General features: G+C 73.8%; 19 protein-coding genes and 1 pseudogene. 12 read left to right on the forward strand and 8 right to left on the reverse strand.

The window, feature by feature from the left end; all coding sequences use genetic code 11:
- Positions 1 to 192: 192 nt before the first annotated feature.
- Positions 193 to 1,830 (forward strand): ABC-F family ATP-binding cassette domain-containing protein, encoded by a 1,638-nt coding sequence (locus IF55_RS34030; RefSeq protein WP_030891655.1) that lies wholly within the window; start codon positions 193 to 195, stop codon positions 1,828 to 1,830.
- A 258-nt stretch (positions 1,831 to 2,088) separates the two neighbouring features.
- Here IF55_RS34030 and IF55_RS34035 read toward each other — a convergent pair whose 3' ends face one another.
- The 3 genes from IF55_RS34035 to IF55_RS34045 all read right to left on the reverse strand — a co-directional run bounded on the left by IF55_RS34035 (position 2,089) and on the right by IF55_RS34045 (position 6,216).
- Entirely contained in the window at positions 2,089 to 4,524 is a 2,436-nt protein-coding gene (locus IF55_RS34035) for a Tex family protein (RefSeq protein ID WP_030891657.1), read from the reverse strand.
- A gap of 124 nt (positions 4,525 to 4,648) precedes the next feature.
- Positions 4,649 to 5,512 carry an SCO6745 family protein gene (locus tag IF55_RS34040; protein ID WP_030891659.1) on the reverse strand — a complete coding sequence of 288 codons (864 nt, stop codon included), beginning with the start codon at positions 5,510 to 5,512 and terminating at the stop codon, positions 4,649 to 4,651.
- A 134-nt stretch (positions 5,513 to 5,646) separates the two neighbouring features.
- The gene (locus IF55_RS34045; protein WP_030891661.1) at positions 5,647 to 6,216 is read right to left on the reverse strand and encodes a TetR/AcrR family transcriptional regulator; all 570 of its coding nucleotides are present in this window, start codon (positions 6,214 to 6,216) and stop codon (positions 5,647 to 5,649) included.
- 83 nt (positions 6,217 to 6,299) lie between these two features.
- Between IF55_RS34045 and IF55_RS34050 the strand changes: the two genes are divergently transcribed.
- From IF55_RS34050 to IF55_RS34060, 3 genes are all read left to right on the forward strand, one after another.
- Positions 6,300 to 7,220, forward strand: a complete 921-nt coding sequence (locus tag IF55_RS34050; protein WP_030891663.1) for an NADP-dependent oxidoreductase — start codon at positions 6,300 to 6,302, stop codon at positions 7,218 to 7,220.
- A gap of 135 nt (positions 7,221 to 7,355) precedes the next feature.
- Positions 7,356 to 8,324, forward strand: a complete 969-nt coding sequence (locus tag IF55_RS34055; RefSeq protein ID WP_030891665.1) for a GlxA family transcriptional regulator — start codon at positions 7,356 to 7,358, stop codon at positions 8,322 to 8,324.
- A 30-nt stretch (positions 8,325 to 8,354) separates the two neighbouring features.
- A complete protein-coding gene (locus tag IF55_RS34060; protein ID WP_030891669.1) occupies positions 8,355 to 8,975 on the forward strand; it encodes a DJ-1/PfpI family protein in 621 nt (206 codons plus the stop codon).
- 51 nt (positions 8,976 to 9,026) lie between these two features.
- Here the strand turns inward: IF55_RS34060 and IF55_RS34065 are convergent, their stop codons facing one another.
- The gene (locus tag IF55_RS34065; protein ID WP_030891672.1) at positions 9,027 to 11,099 is read right to left on the reverse strand and encodes an ATP-binding protein; all 2,073 of its coding nucleotides are present in this window, start codon (positions 11,097 to 11,099) and stop codon (positions 9,027 to 9,029) included.
- 95 nt (positions 11,100 to 11,194) lie between these two features.
- Complete coding sequence (locus tag IF55_RS34070; protein ID WP_078645730.1) at positions 11,195 to 12,016, reverse strand: enoyl-CoA hydratase/isomerase family protein; 822 nt, start codon at positions 12,014 to 12,016, stop codon at positions 11,195 to 11,197.
- Positions 12,017 to 12,098: 82 nt separating this feature from the next.
- On the opposite strand from IF55_RS34070, the gene IF55_RS34075 reads away from it, so the two are divergent.
- Together IF55_RS34075 and IF55_RS34080 are read left to right on the forward strand one after the other, a co-directional pair.
- On the forward strand, positions 12,099 to 12,818 hold the full coding sequence (locus tag IF55_RS34075) for an HdeD family acid-resistance protein (protein ID WP_048833007.1): 720 nt from the start codon (positions 12,099 to 12,101) through the stop codon (positions 12,816 to 12,818).
- Between the two features lie 129 nt (positions 12,819 to 12,947).
- Positions 12,948 to 13,451, forward strand: a complete 504-nt coding sequence (locus tag IF55_RS34080) for an ATP-binding protein (RefSeq protein ID WP_030891681.1) — start codon at positions 12,948 to 12,950, stop codon at positions 13,449 to 13,451.
- A gap of 134 nt (positions 13,452 to 13,585) precedes the next feature.
- Here IF55_RS34080 and idi read toward each other — a convergent pair whose 3' ends face one another.
- From idi to galE, 3 genes are all read right to left on the reverse strand, one after another.
- Complete coding sequence (gene idi / locus IF55_RS34085) at positions 13,586 to 14,203, reverse strand: isopentenyl-diphosphate Delta-isomerase (RefSeq protein WP_030891684.1); 618 nt, start codon at positions 14,201 to 14,203, stop codon at positions 13,586 to 13,588.
- Between the two features lie 56 nt (positions 14,204 to 14,259).
- Positions 14,260 to 15,198: a cation diffusion facilitator family transporter gene (locus IF55_RS34090; protein ID WP_030891686.1), complete on the reverse strand. Its 939-nt coding sequence runs from the start codon at positions 15,196 to 15,198 to the stop codon at positions 14,260 to 14,262.
- A gap of 138 nt (positions 15,199 to 15,336) precedes the next feature.
- Positions 15,337 to 16,320, reverse strand: coding sequence for a UDP-glucose 4-epimerase GalE (gene galE, locus IF55_RS34095; protein ID WP_030891690.1), 984 nt, complete (start codon positions 16,318 to 16,320; stop codon positions 15,337 to 15,339).
- Between the two features lie 289 nt (positions 16,321 to 16,609).
- On the opposite strand from galE, the gene IF55_RS34100 reads away from it, so the two are divergent.
- The 6 genes and pseudogenes from IF55_RS34100 to IF55_RS37970 all read left to right on the forward strand — a co-directional run.
- Positions 16,610 to 18,442, forward strand: a complete 1,833-nt coding sequence (locus tag IF55_RS34100; protein WP_030891692.1) for a DUF5941 domain-containing protein — start codon at positions 16,610 to 16,612, stop codon at positions 18,440 to 18,442.
- Entirely contained in the window at positions 18,439 to 19,191 is a 753-nt protein-coding gene (locus IF55_RS34105; protein ID WP_030891695.1) for a phosphocholine cytidylyltransferase family protein, read from the forward strand. The genes IF55_RS34100 and IF55_RS34105 overlap by 4 nt, the downstream gene beginning before the upstream one ends.
- A complete protein-coding gene (locus IF55_RS34110) occupies positions 19,179 to 20,240 on the forward strand; it encodes an iron-containing alcohol dehydrogenase family protein (RefSeq protein ID WP_030891698.1) in 1,062 nt (353 codons plus the stop codon). Before IF55_RS34105 ends, IF55_RS34110 begins: the two co-directional genes overlap by 13 nt.
- Positions 20,218 to 20,997 (forward strand): CDP-alcohol phosphatidyltransferase family protein, encoded by a 780-nt coding sequence (locus tag IF55_RS34115; protein ID WP_078645732.1) that lies wholly within the window; start codon positions 20,218 to 20,220, stop codon positions 20,995 to 20,997. Before IF55_RS34110 ends, IF55_RS34115 begins: the two co-directional genes overlap by 23 nt.
- A gap of 38 nt (positions 20,998 to 21,035) precedes the next feature.
- On the forward strand, positions 21,036 to 21,890 hold the full coding sequence (locus IF55_RS34120) for a glycosyltransferase family 2 protein (protein WP_048833012.1): 855 nt from the start codon (positions 21,036 to 21,038) through the stop codon (positions 21,888 to 21,890).
- 78 nt (positions 21,891 to 21,968) lie between these two features.
- Positions 21,969 to 22,160 (forward strand): annotated as a pseudogene (locus IF55_RS37970) (ABC transporter permease); the annotation flags it as partial.

Raw genomic sequence — 22,160 nt, forward strand, 5'->3', positions numbered from 1 at the left:
CCAGCGCCGCGGCACCTCCGTGGGCGGCATGCGTGTCCCACGCTCGTACGGACCTTGCCTACCGCTGCCCCGGGGCCCTTTCCGCCCCTGAACGGGCCGTGCGGCACCAAGGCCCTCCACCACAGAACCCGTGACCGGGCGACGTAATCCGTTTCCTGCGGCAGCGTGGCAGCGGATAAAGTCGGTGGCCTTATGAGTGCCACCCTCGTCGCCAAGGATCTCGCCGCCGGACACGGCGACCGCACCCTCTTCTCGGGGCTCGACCTCGTGGTCGCGCCCGGTGAGGTGATCGGGCTCGTCGGAGCCAACGGGGCGGGCAAGTCGACGCTGCTGCGGCTGTTCGCGGGGCTGGACGTGCCGGAGGAAGGCGAGTTGCGGCTGAGCCCGCCCGGCGCGACCGTCGGGCACCTGCCGCAGGAGCCCGAGCGCCGCCCGGAGGAGACCGTACGGGGCTTCCTGGCGCGCCGCACCGGCGTGGCGGAGGCCCAGGCGGCGCTCGACGCCGCGACCGAGGCGCTCGTCGAGGCGGCGCCGGGCGCGGACGACGCGTACGCGACCAGCCTGGAGCGCTGGCTCTCGCTCGGCGCGGCCGACCTCGACGAACGGGCCGAGGAGGTCGCCGGCTCCCTCGGTTTGAAGGTCGACCTCGACCGGCCGATGACCAGCCTCTCCGGCGGCCAGGCCGCCCGCGCCGGGCTCGCCTCCCTGCTGCTCAGCCGCTACGACATCTTCCTGCTCGACGAGCCCACCAACGACCTCGACCTGGACGGCCTCGCCCGCCTGGAGCAGTTCGTCACCGGGCTGCGCGCCGGCACGGTCCTCGTCAGCCACGACCGCGAGTTCCTGACCCGCACCGTGCACCGGATCGTCGAGCTGGACCTCGCCCAGCAGCAGGTCAACGTCTACGGCGGCGGCTACGCGGCCTATCTGGAGGAGCGCGAGCGGTCCCGGCGCCACGCGCGCGAGGCGTACGAGGAGTACGCCGACACCCGCTCCGCGCTCCAGGCCCGCGCCCGCACCCAGCGCAACTGGATGGAGCACGGCGTCCGCAACGCCCGCCGCAAGGCCACCGACAACGACAAGATCAGCCGTAAGACGCGCGTCGAGTCGACCGAGAAGCAGGCCGCGAAGGCCCGGCAGACCGAACGGCTGCTGGAGCGGCTGGAGGTGGTCGAGGAGCCCCGCAAGGAGTGGGAACTGCGCATGGAGATCGCCGCCGCGCCCCGCTCGGGCGCGGTCGTCGCGACCCTGCGCGGCGCGGAGGTGCGCCGCGGGTCCTTCGCCTTCGGCCCTGTCGACCTCCAGATCGACTGGGCCGACCGGGTCGCCATCACCGGAGCCAACGGCTCCGGGAAGTCGACGCTGCTGGCCGCGCTGCTCGGCCGGCTGCCGCTGGACGCGGGGTCGGCGGCGCTCGGGCCCGGCGTCGTCGTGGGCGAGGTGGACCAGGCCCGCGCGCTGTTCCACGGGCGGGAGGCGCTGCTGGACGCGTTCGCGGCGGCCGCGCCCGAGCTGGAACCGGCCGAGATCCGTACGCTGCTGGCCAAGTTCGGCCTCAAGGCCGCGCACGTGCTGCGGTCCGCCGCCACGCTCTCGCCGGGCGAACGCACCCGTTCGGCCCTCGCCCTCCTCCAGGCGCGCGGGGTCAACCTCCTCGTCCTCGACGAGCCGACGAACCATCTGGACCTGCCCGCCATCGAGCAGTTGGAGTCGGCCCTCGCCTCCTACCAGGGCACGCTCCTCCTGGTCACCCACGACCGCCGCATGCTCGACGCCGTCGAGACGACCCGCCGCATCGAGGTCGCCGAAGGCCGCGTCACGGAGCGCTGACGCCGCTGACGTCCCGTCAGAGGCGGCTGGTCCGGCGGGAGTTGGGGTCCGGGCGCGAGTGGGGGTGCGCCGCGGGCCGTACGTACCGCCGGGCCGGACCCGCACCGGCCGGGCCGGACACGTACCGCCGCACGCGTCCGGCCCCTCCGATCACCCTCAGGCCCCTTCGATCACCCTCAGGACTGTCGATCACCCTCAGGTCCCTTCGATCACCCGCGGGCCCCGCCGACCTCGCGCGGCCCGCCGACAGCGGTCGTTTCAGCGTCCGCCGTTCTCCCCGCCCAGCAGACCGGCGCGCCGCAGCGCGTCGGCCATGGCGTCGTTGGCCGGGGCCGGGCCGCGGCCGCCGCCCGAGTTGCCGCGCCCGCCGGAGCCGCCGCGGCCGCCGCCCTGGCGGGGCTGGGCGGACCGGTCGCGCTGGCCGCCGACCTTCGGGCGGCCTCCGCGGCCCCCGCGGCCTTCGGAACCCGAGCCGCCACCGGCGGAACGGCCCCCGCCGGCGGGCGAACCGGCCTCGTCGTCGAGGCGGAGCGTCAGCGAGATGCGCTTGCGCGGGATGTCCACGTCCATGACCTTGACGCGCACGATGTCGCCCGGCTTCACCACGTCGCGGGGGTCCTTGACGAACGTCTTGGACATCGCGGAGACGTGCACGAGCCCGTCCTGGTGCACGCCGATGTCCACGAACGCCCCGAAGGCCGCCACATTGGTGACGACGCCCTCCAGCGTCATGCCCGGCGTGAGGTCGCCGATCTTCTCGACGCCCTCCTTGAAGGTCGCCGTCTTGAAGGCGGGACGGGGGTCGCGCCCCGGCTTCTCCAGCTCCTTCAGGATGTCCGTGACCGTGGGGAGCCCGAAGGAGTCGTCCACGAACTCGGCGGGCCGCAGCGACCGCAGCACCGTCGTGTTGCCGATGAGGGCGGCGACCTCGCTGCCCGTCGACTTCACCATGCGCCGCACCACCGGGTACGCCTCGGGGTGCACGCTGGACGCGTCCAGCGGATCGTCGCCGCCGCGGATGCGCAGGAACCCGGCGCACTGCTCGTACGCCTTCGGGCCGAGCCGCGCCACGTCCTTGAGGGCGCGGCGGCTCCGGAAGGGGCCATTGGCGTCGCGGTGGGCGACGATGTTCTCGGCGAGCCCGGCGCCGATGCCCGAGACGCGGGAGAGCAGCGGCGCGGAGGCGGTGTTGACGTCCACACCGACGCCGTTCACACAGTCCTCGACGACCGCGTCGAGGGAGCGGGAGAGCTTCACCTCGGACAGGTCGTGCTGGTACTGGCCGACGCCGATCGACTTGGGGTCGATCTTCACCAGCTCGGCGAGCGGGTCCTGGAGCCGGCGCGCGATGGAGACCGCGCCGCGCAGCGACACGTCCATGTCCGGCAGCTCCTGCGAGGCGAAGGCCGACGCCGAGTACACGGAGGCGCCGGCCTCGGAGACCATGACCTTGGTGAGCTTCAGCTCCGGGTGCGCCGCGATGAGGTCGGCGGCGAGCTTGTCGGTCTCGCGGGACGCCGTGCCGTTGCCGATCGAGATCAGCTCCACGTCGTGCTCGCGCGCGAGCGCCGCCAGCGTGGCCAGGGACGCGTCCCACTTCTGCTGCGGCACATGGGGGTGGATGACGGCGGTGGCGGCCACCTTGCCCGTCGCGTCGACGACGGCGACCTTCACGCCCGTACGGAAGCCGGGGTCGAGACCCATCGTGGCGCGCGTGCCGGCGGGGGCGGCGAGCAGCAGGTCGCGCAGGTTGGCGGCGAAGACCCGCACCGCCTCGTCCTCGGCGGCCTGGCGCAGCCGCAGCCGCAGGTCGATTCCGAGGTGCACCAGGATGCGGGTCCGCCAGGACCAGCGCACCGTGTCCGCGAGCCACTTGTCGGCGGGCCGGCCGCGGTCGGCGATGCCGAAGCGGCGCGCGATCGTCCGCTCGTACGCGCTCGGCACGTCGCCGTCCTGCTGCCCCTCGTGCTCCTCCGGCTCCAGGGCCAGGTCGAGGATCTCCTCCTTCTCGCCCCGGAACATGGCCAGCACGCGGTGGGAGGGGAGCTGGGTGAACGGTTCGGAGAAGTCGAAGTAGTCGGCGAACTTCGCGCCCGCCTCCTCCTTGCCCTCCCGGACCTTCGCGGAGACCTGCCCCCGCGACCACATGCGCTCGCGCAGCTCGCCGATCAGGTCGGCGTCCTCGCCGAACCGCTCGGTGAGGATGGCCCGCGCGCCCTCCAGCGCCGCGGCCGGGTCCGCGACGCCGGCCTCGGCGTTCACGAACGCGGCCGCCGCGGCGGCCGGCTCCACGCCCGGGTCGCCCAACAGGCCGTCGGCCAGCGGCTCCAGGCCGGCCTCGCGCGCGATCTGCGCCTTGGTGCGCCGCTTGGGCTTGAAGGGGAGGTAGATGTCCTCCAGCCGCGCCTTGGAGTCGGCCGCGCGGATCCGCGCCTCCAGGGCGTCGTCCAGCTTGCCCTGCGTGCGGACCGACTCCAGGATCGCGGTCCGCCGCTCCTCCAGCTCGCGCAGATAGCGCAGCCGCTCCTCCAGGGAGCGCAACTGCGCGTCGTCGAGCATCTCGGTCGCTTCCTTGCGGTAGCGGGCGATGAACGGCACGGTCGAGCCGCCGTCGAGCAACTCGACCGCCGCCGTCACCTGCCGCTCCCGCACGCCGAGCTCCTCGGCGATCCTGCCTTCGATCGACGTCGTCACGATCACGCTCCGCTTTCTCTCTGAGCTGCGACCTGCATTGTGGCAGGTACCTCCGACAGAGCGGAGCGCCGCCGTCGTCAGGCGGGCGGTCTGCCGCCGTCGCCGGCCGGGCGGCCGGCCGACGTCAGCCCTTGCCCATGAGGTCCGCCGGGAAGGCGCCGGCGGCCGCGAGGGCCTTCGCGAAGCCGCCCGCCAGCTCCGTGAGCCGGGCGACGCCCACCGCTCCGAGGTGTTCGTACGGGGCCGCGTCCAGCCGGTCCGTCTCGTCCTCCAGCCCGGCGCGGAGCGCGGCGCCCGCCTCGGTCAACTCCCCGTCCGCGGCCAGCAGTCCGCGCTCGCGCAGCCGCTCCTGGCCCGCCGCCCAGTCCGCGTCCGTCCAGCCCCGGGTGGACCGCACCCAGTCCGGGTTCATGCCGCGGCCGGTCGCGGTGTGGCTGACGAGCGCCTCCACGGGGTCGAGCCCCGCGCCGACCAGTGCCATCAGATGCCCGTCGCCGCGGTGCTCGCGCAGCAGCGTGGCGGCGTGCCAGAAGGCGAGGTGCGGCGCGTCCGGTACGGGCAGGTCGGCGTGGGCCGCGTACAGCGGGCGGGCGGCGCGGCTGCACACCTCGGTCGCCCGCAGCGCCAGCTCCGCGGCCTCGGCCATCTCCGCCGACGCGACGGCCTCGTCGCCGAGCAGCCGGCGCAGTGTGGCGTCGGCGGCGCGCAGCCGGGCCGCCAGTACGTCCTCGGGCGACGCGATGTCCCAGACGCTCGGCACATGGCGGGCGACGAGCTCATGGCTGAAGTTGTAGAACGAGGCGGTGATGGCGCCCGCCCCCACGCGCCCGAAGGCCGCGCCGCGCCCCGCGAGGTACGCGGCGCGGGAGTCCTCGACGCCGAGCGCGGCGAGCGCGTCGGAGAGGTCGGGGGAGAAGTAGACCATGGAGTGGAAGGCGTTCACGGGTTGATAACAGCGGCGTCCGGCGCGCTCCGGCAGTGAAGTCATACGAGCACGTTACCGACTGGTTGGTACGTGTGGGAACCGTCTGGGTGCCCTCTTCGGGGAGGGGAGCCGGGGCGGGCAACTTTCAGGCCGGGAGCGGTCCTTGGCGCGCTTCGCCAACTGGTGCGCGGTGCCGGCTAGCGCACGGCTCCGGCCGCGAGGACGTCGGCGAGCGCTCGCCGGGCCAGCGGGCCGAACCCCTCGCTGTTGCCGGCCTCGATCCACTGGTCGTAGGCGACCTCCCAGGCGAGCGCGGCCAGCGCCGCGACCGCGCGCGCGGTCAGGCTCGGGGCGCCGCGGAGGGTGAGGGCCTCGACCATGGCGGCGGTGATGTCGATCCTCTTGAGGGCCTCGCGTTCCCGCAGTTCCGGGTTGGCGTCCAGCACGGCCTGGCGCCGGCCGCTGAACTCGCGGCGGTCGGCGGTGAAGAACGTCCGGCCCAGCGCGTCGAGGGCGTCCGCCGCCGCGTCGAGCGGCCCGGTCGTCGGCGGCGCCGAGGCGATCCCCTCCACGACCAGACCGGCCACCGTGCCCCCGCCGAAGAGCACCTCGCGCTTGTCCGGGAAGTACCGGAAGAACGTGCTTTTGGTGAGCCCCGCGCGCTCCGCGATCTCGATGACGGTCGTGTTCTCGTAGCCGCGCTCCTCGAAGAGGTCGAGGGCCGCGGCGGCGAGTCGTCCAGGTGCGTCGGGTTGCCAGCGAGCCATGGAAGGCAGTCTACGGGACTCGGTCCCATCGCTGGTGTAGGGTCCATGAGACCAAGTCCCATCACCGGCCAGGAGAGGTCACGATGAGTAAAGCTGTCCGTTATGAGCGATTCGGCGGTCCCGAGGTACTCGAAGTGCGGGAGATACCCGAGCCGCACGCGGCACCGGACGGGGTGCGCGTCCGAGTCGCCGCCGCCGGGCTGAACCCGATGGATTGGCAGATCACCACGCAGCCCGACATGGCGGCGCGGTTCGGCATCACCCTGCCCGCCGGGTTCGGCAGCGACTTCGCCGGAGTGGTGGACGAGGTGGGCCCCGAAGCCACGGGGTTCGCGGTCGGCGACCGGGTGTACGGGGCCGCGATCGGCCGGTCCGTCGCCGAGTTCGTGCTGGTCAAGACGCCCGCCGCAGACCTGTGGCACACCCCGGAGGGGATCGCCGACGAGGTGGCGGGCACGCTTCCGGTCGCCAGTCTCACGGCCGCCGCCGCGCTCGCCGCGATCGGGCTCCGCGCCGGGGACACCGTCCTGATCGGCGGGGCGGCCGGCGGCGTGGGCATCTTCGCCGTGCAGTTGGCGAAGCGCGCGGGCGCCCGGGTGCTCGGCACCGCCTCCGAGGGCACGTTCGATTTCCTGCGCGGGCTCGGCGCCGAACCCGTGGCGTACGGCCCCGGCCTGGCGGACCGGGTACGGGACCTGGCCCCCGAGGGGATCACCGCCGCGGCCGACCTGTTCGGGAGGGAGGCGGCCGAGACCGCGCTCAAGCTCGGCGTGGCGCCCGAGCGGATCTCCGTCGTGGCCGACGGCCCCGCCCCGCCGCCCGGCGTGCGCAAGACGGGCGCCGTCGAGGCGGAGCCGGGCAGCATGGAGCGGATCGCCGACGCGGTCCACTCCGGCGAGATCACGGTGCCGATCGCGGCGACCTTCCCCGTCGACCGCATTCACGAGGCCGTGACCACGCAGGCCGAGCGGCATGTGCACGGGAAGATCGTGATCACGCTGTAGACGGCCGTCGGGCGGCCCCGGCGACGCCTGCCGAGGGCCGGGCCGCCCCAGAGGACCGCCAGAGAGAAGCGGATGGCCGAAAGGGTGGGGAATCCGTCATTGCGGCCATGGAGCGGCCCGCGCAGCATGGTTCCCATGACGCCACAGCACAACGTGCTCTTCGTCCTCTTCGACGGCGTGCAGAGCCTCGATGTGACCGGGCCCCTGGAGGTCTTCGCCGGGGCCTCGAAGCGCGCGGACCGGCCCGACGCCTACCGCGTCCGCACCGCTTCCCTCGACGGCGCACCCGTACGGACCTCCAGCGGCCTCACCCTCACCCCGGACACCGCACTGGAGGGCGTCCGTACCCCGAACACCCTCGTCGTGCCGGGCGGCCAGGGGACGCGCGCCCCGGAGCCCGGGCTCGTGGAGTGGCTGCGCCGCCGCGCCCCGGCCGCCGACCGGATCGTCTCCGTGTGCACCGGCGCGCTGCTGCTCGCCGAGGCCGGGCTCCTCGACGGCCGCCGGGCCACCACGCACTGGGCCCAGTGCGCGGCGCTCGCCGAACGGTTCCCGGCGGTCCGGGTGGACCCGGAGCCGATCTTCGTGCGCGACGGCAACGTCGCCACGTCCGCCGGCATCACCTCGGGCATCGATCTCGCGCTCGCCCTGGTCGAGGAGGACCTAGGCCGGGACGCCGCGCTCGCCGTCGCCCGCGACCTCGTCGTCTTCCTGCGCAGGCCCGGCAACCAGACGCAGTTCAGCGCCCAGCTCGCCGCCCAGACGGCGCGGCGCCGGCCGCTGCGGGACGTACAGCAGTGGATCACGGAGCGCCCCGACGCGGACCTGTCCGTCGAGGCGCTCGCCCGGCGCGCGAACCTCTCGCCCCGGCACTTCGCCCGTGCCTTCCAGACCGAGGTCGGCGTGGCGCCCGGCCGCTACGTCGACCAGGTACGCCTGGAGGCCGCGCGCCGCCTGCTGGAGGACACCGCCGACGGCGTCGAGGAGATCTCCCGCGCCTGCGGCTACGGCACCCCGGAGGCGATGCGCCGCGCCTTCCTGCGAAACCTGGGCGCGTCGCCCGCCGAGTACCGCCGCCGCTTCAGCCCCTCGCCGACCGCCTGAAACCCCCCCTCGGAGAAAGGGACGAGAGACATGCAGATCGCCATCCTCCTGTACGAAGGCGTCACCGCCCTCGACGCCATCGGGCCGTACGAGACGCTCAGCCGCCTGCCGGACGCGCGGCCCGTCTTCGTCGCGGACCGCCCCGGCCTGGTACGCAACGAGAAGGGCAGCCTCGGTCTGTTCGCCGACGCGGCCCTCGGCGACGTGCCGACGCCGGATCTCATCGTGGTGCCCGGCGCGCCCGACACGAGCGGGCCCCGCGAGTCCGCGGCCGTCCGGGACTGGCTCCGAGCCGCCGACGCCACCAGCACCTGGACGACCTCCGTGTGCACCGGCTCCCTCATCCTCGCCGAGGCCGGCCTCCTCACCGGCCGCCGCGCCACCACCCACTGGCACGAACTGGACGTCCTCGCCTCCTACGGCGTCCAGGCCACCGGCGACCGCGTCGTCACCGACGGCAAGTACGTCACCGCCGCCGGCGTCTCCTCCGGCATCGACATGGGCCTCACCCTCGCGGGCCGCATCGGCGGGGACCGGGTGGCCCAGTCCATCCAGCTCCTCATCGAGTACGACCCCCAGCCCCCGTACGACGCGGGCTCCCCGCAGAAGGCCCCGGCCGACATCGTGGCCGAACTCCGGCCCGCGGCCTGACGGTTCGCTGGTGCGGCGGCGCCCCCTCGGGGGGACTGCCCCCAGGGGCCGTCACTCCTCCGCTGCGGCCAACTCCTGACGCCACAACAGGTCCGTCAACCTCCCCACACCCCAAGCGAGTTGCCCGCGGTATGCCGCCATCGGCAGGCCGAGCAGTTCCGCCGTACGCGCGGGGGAGCCCGCCGGGCGCAGATACGTATGGTGCAGCGCCCGGAACGCGCGCCGGTCCGCAGCCGAGGCCGACAGCTCAGCCGCCGCCTCCTCGATGGCGTCCCGCAGGGCCGCGGCCCGCGTCCCGGCGTCCGCCGTCTCGTCGCAGCGGGCGGCGACCAGCCGGGCGGCGAGCAGGGGCGAGTCGCGGAGGGCGGCCGGGCGGGCGAGGCGGCGGAGGGCGTCGCGTACGGCGTCGGCGAACTCGTCCCGGGCCAGCACCCGCAGCGGCTTCGGCGGGCGGGGGGCCGGGACGGACAGGGGGTCCGCGGCCCGGTCCCGCTCCATGAGGAGTTCCAGCCAGGCGAGCGGCGGCGTGCGCCGCCAGTCGTGGACGAACACGCCGTAGGCGCGCCCGCCGCAGCGGAAGTCCGCGGCCGGCAGGCGGGCGAAGTCGGTGTACGCGCAGCCCGGACCCCAGAACTCCGGGTCGGCGAAGGGGAGCAGCGTCACGGCGGGCCGGTGCCCGGTCAGATGGCGGCCGGTGAGGTAGTGGCGGGTCAGCCGCAGCATGATCAGTTTCTGTGCGGGCGAGACGTCCTGGTAGTCGTCGCGGCTCATCCAGAACCGCACCAGCAGCGCCGTCTCCTCGCCCCGCAGCCGCCCCGCCAGCCACCCCCGGGCGGCCGTCACCGCGGGGTCCGAGGGGGCGTCCGGCAGCGGCCCGGCGGGCAGTTCCAGCAGGGTGTAGAAGCCCGCCGCCACCCCGTCCGGCCCGCACACCGTGTACGTCTCGCACGCCGGATGGTCCGCCCAGGCCCGTACGAGCCGTGCCGAGGGCGCCCCCTCATGGATCGCGGCGATCGTGCACGCCTGCACCACCCCGCCCTCTCCCGCGCGGACGACCGTCAGCCGGTCCAGCCGTACCGCCGCCTCGCCCGCCCCGTCCGGCGCGGCCGGCAGCAGCGGCCCCACCACCGGGCTCCGTCGGTGCAGATACGCGAAGTCGGCCAGTACGCCGCGCTGCCGCGTCCGGTCCCCGGCCGTGAAGACCCGCTGGTAGTACGCGCCGGCCCGGCGGGCCAGGGCCGGCCACCGCTCCGGGTGGCGGCGGCGCAGCTCCGCGTCGAGGGCGGACCGTACGAGATCGTGCGGTTGGACGCCGCGCGGCCCGTACTCCATGGCCGACAGCCCCCGCAGCCACGCGAAGTACGGCCGGGCGTCGGCCACCTCCAGCACCGCCGCGAGCAGCGGTTCGGTGGTGACGAGGACCTGCGCGGCGGCCTCCAGCGCCGCCCGGTGCAGCGCGCTCGGCGCCGCGTCCAGCAGGCCGGCCAGGAGTGCCCGTACGACCTCGGGGGCCTCGGCGGGGTATGCCACGGCCGCGCCCTGCGCGCAGATGTCGGCGACCAGGGCGAGCGCCAGGGGGTGGCCGCGCGTGAAGGCGAGGGCCGCCGCCCGTACGCGCTCCGGCACACCGCGGCGGCGCAGCAGCTCCTCGCCGTCCGCCGCGTCGAGCGGTCCGAGCGGCATGGGGTGCAGCAGCCCCCGCCAGGCCGGGTCGAGCCGCCAGGACAGCGGCGGGGCGTCGCGCGCGGCGAGGGCCACGAGGGTGTCGGCGGGCAGCTTCGGCAGCGGGCCGCGGTGCGGGGCGGACGGGTCCGGGGCCAGCGCCTCGACGCTGTCGAGCAGCAGCAGCGCGCCGCTGTCGCGCGGCAGCGCCGCCGCCACCTCCTCGCCGTAGGGGTGCGGATCCCGCGCGTCGAGCTGGAGGACGGGCCGTCCCGCCCGCAGCCCGAGCCGGCCGAAGTGGTGCAGCAGCGCGGTCTTCCCGATGCCGCCGGGGCCGTGTACGTGGACCACCGCGCCGTCTCCGGCGGTCAGCAGCGCGCGGAAGGCGGCGGTCTCCTGGCGGCGGCCGACGAAGCCGTGGTCCCGCGCCGTCGTGAGCCGGTCGCCCAACCGGTCGGTCACGGCATCAGTATTCCGCCGCCCCGCGCCGCCGAACCCGCCCGGCCGTGGAACGGCCGGTGAACGAGGCTTTCCCGCCCCGTCCCGCTCGCGCCCCCTCAGTCCCCCGGCGCCCACCCGAATCGGGGCTCGCGCCGTTCCAGGAACGCCGCGACGCCCTCCGCGGCCTCCCCGCTCTCCCGCGCCTGCCGGGCCCAGTACGCGACCCGCTCGGCCTCGGCGGGGCCCGCCGCGAACTCCTTGGCCGCCGCCTGCGTCAGCCGGGAGCGCGACACGAGTACGCGCGCGAATTCCGCCACCCGCTTGCCGAGCTCCGCTCCCGGCAGGACCTCGTCCACCAGACCCGTGCGCAGCGCCCGCCCGGCGTCGATCAGCTCGGCGGAGAAGAGGAGGTACTTGGCCGTCGAGGGGCCGACGAGCGAGACGAGGCGCTGGGTGGAGGAGGGCGGATAGACGATGCCGAGCCGCGCCGGGGTGACCCCGAAGAACGCCTCCTCGGCCGCGAAGCGCAGGTCGCAGGCGGCGGCGAGCTGGCAGCCGCCGCCCACGCAGTAGCCGCGGACGGCCGCCACCGTCGGTTTCGGGAAGCCGGCCAGGGCGTCCTCCGCCGCCACCGCCAGGCCCTTCGACGCCTCGTCGCCCTCGGTGAGCGCGCTGATGTCGGCGCCCGCGCAGAAGGTGTCCCCGTCGCCGGTCAGCACCAGGGCCCGTACGTCCGTATCGGCGGCGCACCGCCGCAGCAGGCGCGGCAGCTCGCGCCACATGGCGGGGGTCATGGCGTTGCGCTTGGCGGGGTTGCTGAGGGTGACGGTGGCGATGCCGTCCGCGGTGTCGAGGCGCAGATGCGGACAGGGCGGACAGGGGCGGCGCGGGTGCGGATCGTGCAGGTGGGGAGGGTGCGAGTCGGGGTCCGGCGTCATGCGCCGGATGCTATCCGGCCGGAGCGAGCCTATGATCCGAGACAGGGGCGGGGCAGACAGGGGGCAGGGCGAGGAGGCGCTGATGGCCGCACCCCGGATACCCGAGAAGGACCTCGGCCGCAAGGAGAGCCGCAAGCTCAGCCGCGGCTTCGGCTGGCTGGCGGTGCTCGGCACGATCCTGGCCCTGGCGGGGCTGGTCGGCCTGGTCTACGTCGGCGTCGCGACGCTCACCTCGATGCTCCTCTTCGGCTGGCTGCTGCTGATCGGCGGCGTGGTGGGCCTGGCGCACGCGGTGCAGTCCCGCGACAGCAGCTTCTTCTGGCTCGGCGTGGTGGTCGCGGCGCTGAACATCGCCGCGGGTGTGGTCGTCATCCGGCACCCGGGCGATTCGGCCGAGGCGCTGACGATGTTCGCCGCGCTGCTCTTCCTCACCGGCGGCGTGTTCCGCCTGGTGGGCAGCGTGGTGGTGCGCGGTCCGCAGTTCGGCTGGACGCTGGTGCAGGGCGCCTTCGGGCTGCTGCTGGGCATCCTGGTGCTGGCCGACTGGCCGCACAGCAGCCTGTACGTGCTGGGCACCTTCTTCTCCCTCGCGCTGCTCTTCGACGGCCTCGGGCTGATCGCGATCGGCGTGGGCGGGCGGCGCGTCGTGGGGCTCGTGGAGGAGGGCGTCCGGGGGCCGGACCGGGGGAGGGGGAAGGAGAGCCGATCGGGGCCGGTGGCAGGGGCACCGGGCCCAGAATCTGATAGTCCGGATCGCTCCTCGAATGGGAAACCAGACGGTCGGGATCGCTCATCGGATTGACCAAAGCCCACGATATCGAGCAGAACCCGTCGATAGATGCTGACTTGTGTTCAGCGGGTGGGTACGGACCAACACATTCTCAACACTCGGTGTGTGTGGTCGAGCCACGGCGATGGGTGGGTATCGGACATGGAAATGCTCGGGAGCGTCCCGCCCGACCCGGGGCACGCCCCGCCGCGGAGTCCGATCGAGTACGAGGGGTCGTGGCGGTTCACCGCTCCCGCGCTCGAATCCTCGGTGCCCCAGGCCCGGCACGCCGTCCGGGACCTGCTCGACCACCAGCGCGTACCGGCCACCGACGACCTGGTCCAGAACCTGCTGCTGATCGTCTCCGAGCTGGTCACCAACTCCGTGCGGCACGCGGCCCTGCTCTCGCCGGAGATCGCGGTGGAGGTCTCCATCGGGGCGAAATGGGTGCGCGTCGCCGTCGAGGACGACCACCCGTACCGGCCCAAGGCGCTCGAAGCCGACGAGGACCGGATCGGCGGCCGCGGCCTGCTGCTGGTCAAGACGGTCACGTACGAGGCGGGCGGCGAGTGCGACGTGGAACACACCGCGAGCGGCGGCAAGGTGATCTGGGCCGCCCTGCCGCTGCCCACGACATCGGCCGTCCACCTGCCCCCGGAGCGGTGACCCCGGGCCGCCGGCCCGCGCCGGCCGGGTGGCCGCCGCCCCGCTGCCCCTCGCCCCAGTGACCCCGGGCCACCGGCCCGCCGGCGACCAGGTGCTTCCCCGCTCCCGGCCCGCCGGCGGCCCGAAGCCTTCCGCTACCAGCCCGCCTCCGGCCCGGTGATCTCCCTGATCGTCGGCCGCGCCGCGTCCAGCACCGTCCCGAACCACGCCGAGAACGGGCCCCGCCCGCGCAGCGCGTCCAGCTCGGCCGGCGTGACGAACGCCGTCTCGCCGATCTCCTCCGGGTCCGGCCGCAGCGGGTCCCGCACCAGCCCCGCGAAGAGGTGGTTGTACTCCTGCTCCACCAGGCCGGACGCCGGGTCCGGGTGGTTGTAGCGGACCGTGCCCGCCTCGCGCATCAGCGCGGGCGCCACGCCCAGCTCCTCGCCGGTGCGGCGGGCGGCGGCGACGAAGGGCGGCTCGCCGGGGTACGGGTGGCCGCAGCAGGTGTTCGACCACACGCCGGGGGAGTGGTACTTGCCCAGCGCCCGGCGCTGCAGCAGGAGCCGCCCGGCGTCGTCGAAGAGGAAGACCGAGAAGGCGCGGTGCAGCCGGCCGGGGGCGATATGGGCGGACAGCTTCTCCGCCGTGCCGATGGTCGTGCCGTGCTCGTCGACCAGCTCCAGCATGATCGGTTCGGTGGCGGCACCGTTCGGGGCGGTGGGGACCGCAGCGGTGTCCGTCGCGCGGCCTTCGGCTGGTGTGATCGGCATGGACCATCCTCGTAGTCGGTCTTCGGCCATCAAGTCTGCCGTACGCGGCACCGGCGTCAGTGACAGAGCCTCGCTTCGTGCTCAGCATGTCCGCTCGGCTCCAACTGGAACGTGCAGTGCTCCACGTCGAAGTGGGTGCCCAGGCAGCCCTGAAGGTCGTGCAGCATCTTTCCGTGCCCCGTGGCGTCCAGGATCTCCCGGTCCACCACCACATGGGCGGAGAGCACCGGCATCCCGGACGTAATGGTCCAGACATGCAGGTCGTGCAGGCCCTCCACCCCGGGCAAGGCCTCGATATGCGCCCGGACCGCGGCCATGTCGACATCCTTCGGCGCGGCCTCCAGGAGCACGTCGAGCGCCTCACGGAGCAGTTTGACCGTACGCGGCACGATCATCAGCCCGATCACCAGGGAGGCCACCGGGTCGGCCCGCACCCACCCGGTAGCCATGATCACCAGGGCCGCGACCACCACCGCCAGCGAGCCCAGCGCGTCCGAGAGGACCTCCAGGAAGGCCCCGCGGACATTCAGGCTCTCCCGCTGGCCGCGCACCAGCAGCGCCAGTGAGACCACGTTGGCCACCATGCCGACCAGGCCGAAGACGACCGTCATGCCGCCCGGCACCTCCGCCGGGTCCGCCAGCCGCGCGACCGCCTCGAAGAGGATGAAGCCGCCGACGCCGAGCAGCAGCAGGCAGTTCAGCAGCGCCGCCAGGATCTCGGCGCGCGCGTACCCGAAGGTCCGCCGGGGGCTCGCCGGGCGGTTCGCGAAATGGATCGCCACCAGCGCCATCGAGACCCCGATCGCGTCCGTCGCCATGTGGCCCGCGTCCGCCAGCAGCGCCAGCGAACCGGTCAGCGCGCTGCCGACCAGCTCGGCGACCAGCACGGAGAAGGTGATCCCGAGCGCGATCCGCAGCCGCCCCCGGTACGCGGCCGCCGCCGTCGCCGTGGTGCCCGCGGACGGCGGCCCCGCGTGGTCGTGCCCTGTGCCCATGGAGGAGCCTCCCGAGTCGGCGCCGCTCGGCCGGCGGCGGCCGGCCGGGTTCCAGCCAACTACAGGCGGGGGGCACCGGCAACGCGGCGCCGCGCCCCCCTGATCAAGACCCTGACCTGCGGAAATGGGCCATCGTGCTCAGCCTTCCAGGGCCTGCGGACGGTGGTGGCACCAGCCCTCCCAGGCCGAGGCGACCATCGAGCGCACATCGTGCCGGGTGGCGAACCCCAGCTCCTTCGCGGCCAGTTCGCACGATGCCACGACGCGCGCCGGATCGCCGGGGCGGCGCGCCTCGACGACCGGCTCGGGCCCCCGGTGCCCGGTGATCTCCCCGATCAGATCGGCCATCTCGCGTACGGACACCCCCTCGCCCGTGCCCACGTTCACCGTCAGATCGCCGCCGTCGCGCCCGGTCAGCGCCCGGGCCGCCGCCAGGTGCGCCTCGGCCAGGTCCTCGACGTGGATGTAGTCGCGGACGCAGGTGCCGTCCGGCGTCGGATAGTCGTCGCCGAAGATCCGGGGGGCCTCGCCGCGCGTGATCCGGTCGAACATCATCGGGATGATGTTGTAGACCCCGGTGTCGGCCAGCTCCGGGCGCGCGGCGCCCGCCACGTTGAAGTACCGCAGACAGGCCGTCGCCAGGCCGTGCGCCGCGCCCGCGGCCCGTACCAGCCACTCGCCGGACAGCTTCGTCTCGCCGTACGGGCTCATCGGCGCGCACGGGACGTCCTCGGTGACCAGCTCCACGTCCGGCATGCCGTAGACCGCGGCGGACGAAGAGAACACGACGTTCCTCACCCCGGCGGCGACGACCGCGTCCAGCAGCTCCGTCAGGCCGCCGATGTTCTCCCGGTAGTAGTGCAGCGGCCGCTCGACGGACTCCCCGACCTGCTTCTTCGCCGCCAGGTGCACCACGCCCCGCACCTCGTGGGCGGCGAGCGTACGGTCCAGCAGCGCCCGGTCGCCGACCGGGCCCCGCACCACGGGGACCGACTCCGGCAGCCGTGCGGCGATGCCGCTGGAGAAGTCGTCGAGGACGACCACTCGCTCACCGGCAGCCGTCATGGCCCGCGCCACATGCGCTCCGATATATCCCGCCCCACCCGTGATCAGCCATGTCATGTCGGCACTCTACCCACACCGCCGCGACACGCTCATTTGTTCAGCGCGCCGGTGATCGACCATGCTGTCGCCTGCGCTCGCCCCGCGCCGGCGGAACTTGTGAGCGCCCTCGGACGTCCTGTCTGTCGGGGGAAGCCGGGGTGCACGTGCGGTGAACGGCGTCCGCCGGTGATCCGATAGCCTCTGCCGACGTGCCGCCCGCCCGGCCAGGGCCGAGGCGCACCAAGCCCGCTGCCCGGACGCCTGTGGACCCGTGGCCGCCATGCCAGCTTCCGAGGAGTGAGTTCGTCTGTCCACCGCCATTCTCACCGGCCCCCCGGTCGCCGGCTCGTCCCTCCCGGACGACCTGCGGTCGCTGGGCTTCGACGTGCGTATGGCGGCCGACGCCGCCGATGCCGCGACGGCGCTCGCCGCGCTCCCGCCCCAGGACCGCGTGGCGCTGGTCGACGCCCGCTTCGTCGGGCACGTACACAGCCTGCGCCTGGCCCTGACCGACCCCCGCTTCCCCGCCGCCGCCGTCACCGGGGCGCTCACCGCGCGGCCCGAGGCGCGCGCCGCCCTGACCCGCGCCCTCGCGACGGCCGCGCAGAGCGCCCCCGGCGCCGCGCACACCACGGTGCGGGCAGCCGCGGCCGTACTGCCCGACGAGATCGCCGCCGCCCTGGACGCCGAGGGCACCGCCGTCCACCGGCCCGACCTCGGCATCCTGGTCGCCGCCGTCCCGACCGGCCCCGAGGCGCGCTCCGCGGCCCGCGGCGACGTCGAGGCCGTCGACGACGAGGCCGTCCGGCTGCGTACCGCGGTCAAGTCCCGCGACGGGTTCTTCACCACCTACTGCATCAGCCCGTACTCCCGGTACATCGCCCGCTGGTGCGCCCGCCGCGGCCTGACGCCCAATCAGGTCACCACGGCCTCCCTGATCACCGCGCTCATCGCCGCGGCCTGCGCGGCCACCGGCACCCGGCCCGGCTTCATCGCCGCCGGCGTGCTGCTGCTCGCCTCCTTCGTCCTCGACTGCACCGACGGCCAACTGGCCCGCTACTCCCTCCAGTACTCCACCCTCGGCGCCTGGCTCGACGCGACCTTCGACCGCGCCAAGGAGTACGCCTACTACGCGGGGCTCGCCATCGGCGCGGCCCACGGCGGCGGCCACGATGACGTATGGGCGCTCGCGCTCGGCGCGATGGTCCTCCAGACCTGCCGGCACGTCGTCGACTTCTCCTTCAACGAGGCCAACCACGACGCCAGCGCCAACACCAGCCCCACCGCCGCCCTCTCCGACCGCCTCGACAGCGTCGGCTGGACGGTCTGGCTGCGCCGCATGATCGTGCTGCCCATCGGCGAGCGCTGGGCCATGATCGCCGTGCTGACCGCGCTCACCACCCCGCGCATCGTCTTCTACGTCCTGCTCATCGGCTGCGCGCTGGCCGCCTGCTACACCACCGCGGGCCGCGTGCTGCGCTCCCTGACCCGCAAGGCCCGCCGCACCGACCGCGCCGCCCGGGCCCTCGCCGACCTCGCCGACTCCGGCCCGCTCGCCGAAGGCGTCGTACGGACGCTGGGCCGCACCCTGCCCACCGGCACGTACAACGCGCCGTTCTGGGCCCTGCTGGCCGCCGTCTGCCTCTTCGTCGGCCCCGTCTTCACCGGCAACGGCGGCACCTGGCGGGCCCTGCCGCAGGCCGTCGTCTACGCGGTCTTCGCCGGCTGCGCCGTCGCCCGGCCGCTGAAGGGCCCGCTGGACTGGCTGGTCCCCCCGTTCTTCCGCGCCGCCGAGTACGGCATCATCCTGCTGCTCGCCGCCCAGTCCGGGGCGAGCGGGGCGCTGCCCGCCGCGTTCGGGCTGGTGGCCGCGGTCGCCTACCATCACTACGACACGGTCTACCGCATCCGCGGCGGCACCGGCGCGCCCCCGCACTGGCTGGTCCGGATGACCGGTGGACACGAGGGGCGGGTCCTGGTGGTCACGGCCGCCGCCGCCCTGTGGCACGGTCAAGGTCTCACCATCGCGCTGACGGTCCTCGCGGCCGCCATCGCGCTCGCGGTGCTCAGCGAGAGCATCCGCTTCTGGGTGTCCTCCAAGGCGCCCGCAGTACACGACGAAACAGGAGAACCCGCATGATCGGCCTCGTGCTGGCAGCCGGCGCTGGACGGCGTCTGCGCCCCTACACCGACACCCTGCCCAAGGCCCTGGTGCCGGTGGGCCCCGAGGGGGCGGAGGAGTCGATCACGGTCCTCGACCTGACCCTCGGCAACTTCGCGGAGGTCGGCCTGAGCGAGGTCGCCATCGTCGTCGGCTACCGCAAGGAGGCCGTGTACGAGCGCAAGGCGGCGCTGGAGGCGAAGTACGGCCTCAAGCTCACCCTCATCGACAACGACAAGGCCGAGGAGTGGAACAACGCCTACTCCCTGTGGTGCGCCCGTGACGTCATCAAGCAGGGCGTGATCCTCGCCAACGGCGACACCGTGCACCCCGTCTCCGTCGAGCGGACCCTGCTGGACGCCCGCGGCCGGGGCCAGAAGATCATCCTCGCCCTCGACACGGTCAAGAACCTGGCCGACGAGGAGATGAAGGTCGTCGTCGACCCCGCCAAGGGCGCCCAGCGCATCACCAAGCTCATGGACCCCGCCGCCGCCACCGGCGAGTACATCGGCGTCACCCTCATCGAGGCCGAGGCCGCCGAGGAGCTCGCCGACGCCCTCAAGGCTACCTTCGAGAAGGACCCCGACCTCTATTACGAGGACGGCTACCAGGAGCTCATCAACCGCGGCTTCCGCATCGACACCGCGCCCATCGGCGACCTCAAGTGGGTCGAGATCGACAACCACGACGACCTCGCGAAGGGCCGGGAGATCGCGTGCCAGTACTGACGAGGCTCATCCCCTCGCCGCTGGTCGTCGACATCCGCGCCGGGGCCCTGAACGACCTCGCCGGCGTCCTCGCCGACCAGCGCATCTCCAGCTCCGGCAAGCTCGCCGTCGCCATCAGCGGCGGCTCGGGCGCGAAGCTGCGCGAGCGGCTCGCGCCCGCCCTGCCGGGCGCGGACTGGTACGAGGTCGGCGGCGGCACCCTCGACGACGCGATCAAGCTCGGCGACGCCATGAAGTCCGGCCGCTACGACGCCGTCGTCGGCCTCGGCGGCGGCAAGATCATCGACTGCGCCAAGTACGCCGCCGCCCGCATCGGGCTGCCCCTGGTCGCCGTCGCCACCAACCTCTCGCACGACGGCCTCTGCTCGCCCGTCGCCACCCTCGACAACGACGCGGGCCGCGGCTCGTACGGCGTCCCGAACCCCATCGCCGTCGTCATCGACCTCGACATCATCCGCGAGGCCCCGGTCCGCTTCGTCCGCTCCGGCATCGGCGACGCGGTCTCCAACATCTCCTGCGTCGCCGACTGGGAGCTGTCCAACCGGGAGACCGGCGAGGCCATCGACGGGCTCGCCGCCGCCATGGCCCGGCAGGCCGGCGAGGCCGTGCTGCGCCACCCCGGCGGCGTCGGCGACGACGGCTTCCTGACCGTGCTCGCCGAGGGCCTGGTGCTCACCGGCATCTCCATGTCCGTGGCCGGCGACAGCCGCCCCGCCTCCGGCGCCTGCCACGAGATCAACCACGCCTTCGACCTCCTGCACCCCAAGCGCGCCGCCAGCCACGGCGAGCAGGTCGGCATCGGAGCGGCCTTCGCGATGCACCTGCGCGGCGCCCGCGAGGAGTCCGCGCACATGGTCGAGGTGCTCCGCCGGCACGGCCTGCCGGTGCTGCCCGAGGACATCGGCTTCGGCGTCGAGGAGTTCGTCAAGGTCGTCGAGTACGCACCGCAGACCCGCCCCGGGCGCTACACCATCCTGGAACACCTGGACCTGTCCACCGACCAGATCAGGGACGCATACGCCGACTATGCAAAAGCCATCAGTAGCTGAACTCCGCCCGGTCGTTCACCCCGCGGGCGTGAAGGACCGGCGCAGCGGTGAGCACTGGGCCGGGCGCATGTACATGCGGGAGATCTCGCTGCGCTGCGACCGGTACCTGGTGAACACGCGGGTCACGCCCAACCAGCTCACCTACCTGATGACCGTCTGCGGCGCCCTCGCGGCCCCGGCCCTCCTGGTGCCGGGCGTCTGGGGCGCGGTGCTCGGCGTGCTGATGGTCCAGCTCTACCTCCTGCTCGACTGCGTCGACGGCGAGGTCGCCCGCTGGAAGAAGCAGTTCTCGCTCGGCGGGGTCTACCTCGACCGCGTCGGCGCCTACCTGTGCGACGCCGCCGTACTCGTCGGCTTCGGCATGCGCGCCGCCGACATCTGGGGCAGCGGCCGCATCGACTGGCTCTGGGCCTTCCTCGGCACCCTCGCCGCCCTCGGCGCCATCCTCATCAAGGCCGAGACCGACCTCGTCGGCGTCGCCCGCCACCAGGGCGGGCTGCCGCCCGTCAAGGAGGCCGCGTCCGAGCCCCGCTCCTCCGGCATGGCACTGGCCCGCCGCGCCGCCGGGGCGCTCAGGTTCCACCGGCTCATCCTCTGCATCGAGGCGTCCCTGCTGATCCTCGTCCTCGCGATCGTGGACTCCATCCGGGGCGACCTCTTCTTCTCCCGGCTCGGCGTCGCCGTCATGGCCGGCATCGCGCTCCTGCAGACCCTGCTGCACCTCGTGTCCGTCCTCGCCTCCAGCAGGCTCAAGTGAGCGCCGCGGGCGCGCGCGTCGGCGCGGTCGTCCTCACCATGGGCAACCGCCCCGACGAACTGCGCGCGCTGCTCCACTCGGTGGCCGAGCAGGAGGGCGACGCGATCGAGGTCGTCGTCGTCGGCAACGGCTCCCCGCTGCCCGAACTGAAGGTCGACGGGCTGACCATACGGACCGTCGAGCTGCCCGAGAACGTGGGCATCCCGGCCGGCCGCAACGTCGGCATCGAGGCGTTCGGCCCCGGCGGCCGGGACGTCGACATCCTGCTCTTCCTCGACGACGACGGACTGCTGCCCGGCAAGGACACCGCCCGGCTGTGCCGCGAGGCGTTCGCCGCCGACCCGGAGCTGGGCATCGTCAGCTTCCGCATCGCCGACCCCGAGACCGGCATCACCCAGCGCCGCCACGTCCCCCGGCTGCGCGCCGCCGACCCCATGCGGTCCTCGCGGGTGACCACCTTCCTCGGCGGCGCCAACGCCGTCCGTACGGCCGTCTTCGCCCAGGTCGGCGGGTTGCCGGACGACTTCTTCTACGCGCACGAGGAGACCGACCTCGCCTGGCGGGCCCTCGACGCGGGCTGGATGATCGACTACCGCGCGGACCTGGTGCTGCACCACCCCACCACGGCCCCCAGCCGGCACGCCGTCTACCACCGCATGGTGGCCCGCAACCGGGTCTGGCTGGCCCGCCGCAACCTGCCCGCCCCGCTCGTCCCCGTCTACCTCGGGGTCTGGCTGCTGCTCACCCTGGCCCGGCGCCCGTCCATGCCCGCGCTGCGCGCCTGGCTCGGCGGTTTCAAGGAGGGCTGGGCCACCCCCTGTGGTCCTCGGCGCCCCATGAAGTGGCGTACCGTTTGGCGCCTGACCCGACTGGGCCGGCCTCCCGTGATCTGACAGGCTCTTGTCTGAGAGCATCGGGCGCGATCCGGGGCGCGGCCCCGGCAGCGCACCTTGAGGACGAAAGTGTCAACTGTGAGCGAGACAGCGCACGACAGTGCGATCGCCATGAGTGCCCAGCCTTCCCCCGACGATGGTCTCTCAGCCGCCGCCCTGGCCGAGAAGTACGGTCTCGCGGTGAGTGGTGCCCGGCCGGGGCTGGGGGAGTATGTGCGGCAGTTGTGGGATCGGCGGCATTTTATTGTGGCGTTTTCCCGGGCGAAGCTG

Source organism: Streptomyces varsoviensis, from assembly GCF_000718635.1.
Classification (GTDB): Bacteria; Actinomycetota; Actinomycetes; order Streptomycetales; family Streptomycetaceae; genus Streptomyces; species Streptomyces varsoviensis.

Excerpts from the sequence above, each read along its gene's own strand:
- IF55_RS34030 (WP_030891655.1), top strand. The coding sequence starts at position 193 with ATGAGTGCCACCCTCGTCGCCAAGGATCTCGCCGCCGGACACGGCGAC.
- IF55_RS34040 (WP_030891659.1), bottom strand. The coding sequence starts at position 5,512 with ATGACTTCACTGCCGGAGCGCGCCGGACGCCGCTGTTATCAACCCGTG.
- IF55_RS34045 (WP_030891661.1), bottom strand. The coding sequence starts at position 6,216 with ATGGCTCGCTGGCAACCCGACGCACCTGGACGACTCGCCGCCGCGGCC.
- IF55_RS34050 (WP_030891663.1), top strand. The coding sequence starts at position 6,300 with ATGAGTAAAGCTGTCCGTTATGAGCGATTCGGCGGTCCCGAGGTACTC.
- IF55_RS34055 (WP_030891665.1), top strand. The coding sequence starts at position 7,356 with ATGACGCCACAGCACAACGTGCTCTTCGTCCTCTTCGACGGCGTGCAG.
- IF55_RS34060 (WP_030891669.1), top strand. The coding sequence starts at position 8,355 with ATGCAGATCGCCATCCTCCTGTACGAAGGCGTCACCGCCCTCGACGCC.
- IF55_RS34070 (WP_078645730.1), bottom strand. The coding sequence starts at position 12,016 with ATGACGCCGGACCCCGACTCGCACCCTCCCCACCTGCACGATCCGCAC.
- IF55_RS34075 (WP_048833007.1), top strand. The coding sequence starts at position 12,099 with ATGGCCGCACCCCGGATACCCGAGAAGGACCTCGGCCGCAAGGAGAGC.
- IF55_RS34080 (WP_030891681.1), top strand. The coding sequence starts at position 12,948 with ATGGAAATGCTCGGGAGCGTCCCGCCCGACCCGGGGCACGCCCCGCCG.
- idi (WP_030891684.1), bottom strand. The coding sequence starts at position 14,203 with ATGCCGATCACACCAGCCGAAGGCCGCGCGACGGACACCGCTGCGGTC.
- IF55_RS34090 (WP_030891686.1), bottom strand. The coding sequence starts at position 15,198 with ATGGGCACAGGGCACGACCACGCGGGGCCGCCGTCCGCGGGCACCACG.
- galE (WP_030891690.1), bottom strand. The coding sequence starts at position 16,320 with ATGACATGGCTGATCACGGGTGGGGCGGGATATATCGGAGCGCATGTG.
- IF55_RS34105 (WP_030891695.1), top strand. The coding sequence starts at position 18,439 with ATGATCGGCCTCGTGCTGGCAGCCGGCGCTGGACGGCGTCTGCGCCCC.
- IF55_RS34115 (WP_078645732.1), top strand. The coding sequence starts at position 20,218 with ATGCAAAAGCCATCAGTAGCTGAACTCCGCCCGGTCGTTCACCCCGCG.
- IF55_RS34120 (WP_048833012.1), top strand. The coding sequence starts at position 21,036 with ATGGGCAACCGCCCCGACGAACTGCGCGCGCTGCTCCACTCGGTGGCC.